Origin of the sequence: Escherichia sp. Lx600-2, from assembly GCF_036662595.1 — a bacterium.
Classification (GTDB): Bacteria; Pseudomonadota; Gammaproteobacteria; order Enterobacterales; family Enterobacteriaceae; genus Escherichia; species Escherichia coli.
This window is the reverse complement of sequence record NZ_JAYQWM010000170.1, coordinates 1-3,636: the sequence shown is the minus strand read 5'-3', so window position 1 is coordinate 3,636 and position 3,636 is coordinate 1. Positions and strand designations below refer to the sequence as shown.

At 51.4% G+C, this 3,636-nt stretch carries 3 protein-coding genes; 1 reads left to right on the top strand and 2 read right to left on the bottom strand.

Annotated elements, in window-relative coordinates:
- Window positions 1-216 precede the first annotated feature (216 nt).
- The gene (apbC, locus tag OQV04_RS23870) at window positions 217-1,326 is read right to left on the bottom strand and encodes an iron-sulfur cluster carrier protein ApbC (RefSeq protein WP_001005448.1); all 1,110 of its coding nucleotides are present in this window, start codon (window positions 1,324-1,326) and stop codon (window positions 217-219) included.
- A gap of 131 nt (window positions 1,327-1,457) precedes the next feature.
- Here apbC and metG point away from each other — a divergent pair, with 131 nt between their 5' ends.
- Complete coding sequence (gene metG, locus OQV04_RS23865; RefSeq protein ID WP_001295427.1) at window positions 1,458-3,491, top strand: methionine--tRNA ligase; 2,034 nt, start codon at window positions 1,458-1,460, stop codon at window positions 3,489-3,491.
- Between the two features lie 87 nt (window positions 3,492-3,578).
- Here metG and OQV04_RS25360 read toward each other — a convergent pair whose 3' ends face one another.
- Window positions 3,579-3,635 carry an IS1 family transposase gene (locus OQV04_RS25360; protein WP_003032489.1) on the bottom strand — a complete coding sequence of 19 codons (57 nt, stop codon included), beginning with the start codon at window positions 3,633-3,635 and terminating at the stop codon, window positions 3,579-3,581.
- Window position 3,636: the final 1 nt, after the last annotated feature.

Genomic DNA, 3,636 nt, shown 5'->3' with positions numbered 1-3,636 from the left:
CTGATAGAAACAGAAGCCACTGGAGCACCTCAAAAACACCATCATACACTAAATCAGTAAGTTGGCAGCATCACCGACTTTGTAGAGTTTCGGACGAAGGTCCGCAGAATATTCGCAGTATTAAATAAGTGTTCATTAATGCGGCAAAAACTAATACACCGCATCAATGTAACATCTCTGCGGTGTATGAAGAATAACCAGAATGGTTAATAGGCGTTAGACCGCGCGGAAGGAAATCTCGCCTGGAATGACTTCACCCTGCCAGTAGAGCTGAGCTGCAACGCGGTCAGCCAGCTGGCGGTAGATAGCGGTAAATTCGCTCTCCGGACGGCTGATAACCGTTGGCGTGCCTTTATCGAGATCCTCACGTAAGGAGATGTGTAACGGCATCTGCCCCAGCAGCTGTGTGTGGTATTTTTCAGCCAGTTTCTCTGCACCACCGGTACCGAAAATCGGTTCATGGTGACCACAGTTACTGCAAATATGCACACTCATGTTCTCGACAATACCAAGCACCGGAACCTCGACTTTCTCGAACATCACAATGCCTTTTTTCGCATCGATCAACGCGATGTCCTGCGGGGTGGTGACCACGACTGCACCAGTTACTGGAATGTTTTGCGCCAGCGTCAATTGAATGTCACCGGTGCCTGGCGGCATATCAAGCACCAGATAGTCGAGATCCGGCCACAAGGTTTCCTGCAACATCTGCATTAACGCCTTGCTCGCCATCGGTCCACGCCACACCATCGCATTGTCGTCAGTGACCAGATAACCAATTGAATTGGTTGCCAGGCCATGAGACATAATCGGTGCCATATGGGTACCGTCCGGCGAAGTTGGACGCTGATTTTCTGCGCCCAGCATGGTGGGAATTGATGGGCCGTAGATATCGGCGTCCAGAATGCCGACTTTCGCCCCTTCCGCCGCCAGTGCCAGCGCCAGGTTTACCGCCGTGGAGGATTTACCCACGCCGCCTTTACCGGAACTGACCGCAATGATGTTCTTCACACCATTAATACCCGGCTGATTCTTCACGCGTTTTAAGGTGGCGATATTGTGCGACAGTTTCCAGTCGATAGCTTTCGCCCCGGTGATACGCAGCAGTTCGGCGCTACATTGCTCTTTTAACTCTTCAAACGCGCTATGCCAGACGAATGGCATAACCAGTTCCACATGCAACGTGTCGTCCATCCAGGCGACATGGTGCAACGCTTTCAGCGTGGTGAGGTTATGCTTCAGGGTTGGGTGCTGAAAATTGGCCAGTGTCCCGGCGACCATTGCGCGCAAGGCTTCTGGTGATTTGGCCTGGGATTGTTCGTTCATCCCGACTCCTTTTTTGTATAGATAAACCATCAGCTGATAGTTTACCTGAAGAATATAGAGAAGTACTTACTTAACATTTTCCCATTTGGTACTATCTAACCCCTTTTCACTATTAAGAAGTAATGCCTACTATGACTCAAGTCGCGAAGAAAATTCTGGTGACGTGCGCACTGCCGTACGCTAACGGCTCAATCCACCTCGGCCATATGCTGGAGCACATCCAGGCTGATGTCTGGGTCCGTTACCAGCGAATGCGCGGCCACGAGGTCAACTTCATCTGCGCCGACGATGCCCACGGTACACCGATCATGCTGAAAGCTCAGCAGCTTGGTATCACCCCGGAGCAGATGATTGGCGAAATGAGTCAGGAGCATCAGACTGATTTCGCAGGCTTTAACATCAGCTATGACAACTATCACTCGACGCACAGCGAAGAGAACCGCCAGTTGTCAGAACTTATCTACTCTCGCCTGAAAGAGAACGGTTTTATTAAAAACCGCACCATCTCTCAGCTGTACGATCCGGAAAAAGGCATGTTCCTGCCGGACCGTTTTGTGAAAGGCACCTGCCCGAAATGTAAATCCCCGGATCAATACGGCGATAACTGCGAAGTCTGCGGCGCGACCTACAGCCCGACTGAATTGATCGAGCCGAAATCGGTGGTTTCTGGCGCTACGCCGGTAATGCGTGATTCTGAACACTTCTTCTTTGATCTGCCCTCTTTCAGCGAAATGTTGCAGGCATGGACCCGCAGCGGTGCGTTGCAGGAGCAGGTGGCAAATAAAATGCAGGAGTGGTTTGAATCCGGCCTGCAACAGTGGGATATCTCCCGCGACGCGCCATACTTTGGTTTTGAAATTCCGAACGCGCCGGGCAAATATTTCTACGTCTGGCTGGACGCACCGATTGGCTACATGGGTTCTTTCAAGAATCTGTGCGACAAGCGCGGCGACAGCGTAAGCTTCGATGAATACTGGAAGAAAGACTCCACCGCCGAGCTGTACCACTTCATCGGTAAAGATATTGTTTACTTCCACAGCCTGTTCTGGCCTGCCATGCTGGAAGGCAGCAACTTCCGCAAGCCGACCAACCTGTTTGTTCATGGCTATGTGACGGTGAACGGCGCAAAGATGTCCAAGTCTCGCGGCACCTTTATTAAAGCCAGCACCTGGCTGAATCATTTTGACGCTGACAGCCTGCGTTACTACTACACTGCGAAACTCTCTTCGCGCATTGATGATATCGATCTCAACCTGGAGGATTTCGTTCAGCGTGTGAATGCCGATATCGTGAACAAAGTGGTTAACCTGGCCTCTCGTAATGCGGGCTTTATCAACAAGCGTTTTGACGGCGTGCTGGCAAGCGAACTGGCTGACCCGCAGTTGTACAAAACCTTCACTGATGCCGCTGAAGTGATTGGTGAAGCGTGGGAAAGCCGCGAATTTGGTAAAGCAGTGCGCGAAATCATGGCGCTGGCTGATCTGGCTAACCGCTATGTCGACGAGCAGGCTCCGTGGGTGGTGGCAAAACAGGAAGGCCGCGATGCCGACCTGCAGGCAATTTGCTCAATGGGCATAAACCTGTTCCGCGTGCTGATGACTTACCTGAAGCCGGTACTGCCGAAACTGACCGAGCGCGCAGAAGCATTCCTCAATACAGAACTGACCTGGGATGGTATCCAGCAACCGCTGCTGGGCCACAAAGTGAATCCGTTCAAAGCGCTGTATAACCGCATCGATATGAAGCAGGTTGAAGCACTGGTGGAAGCATCTAAAGAAGAAGTGAAAGCAGCTGCCGCGCCAGTTACTGGCCCACTGGCAGATGATCCGATTCAGGAAACCATCACCTTTGACGACTTCGCAAAAGTTGACCTGCGCGTGGCGCTGATCGAAAACGCAGAGTTTGTTGAAGGTTCTGACAAACTGCTGCGCCTGACACTGGATCTCGGCGGTGAAAAACGCAATGTCTTCTCCGGTATTCGTTCTGCCTACCCGGATCCGCAGGCACTGATCGGGCGTCACACCATTATGGTGGCCAACCTGGCGCCACGTAAAATGCGCTTTGGTATCTCCGAAGGCATGGTAATGGCTGCTGGTCCTGGCGGGAAAGATATCTTCCTGTTAAGCCCGGATGCTGGTGCTAAACCAGGCCATCAGGTGAAATAATCCCCCTTCAAGGCGCTGCATCGACAGCGCCTTTTCTTTATAAATTCCTAAAGTTGTTTTCTTGCGATTTTGGGTAATGACTCCAACTTATTGATAGTGTTTTATGTTCAGATAATGCCCGATGACTTTGTCATGCAGCTCCACC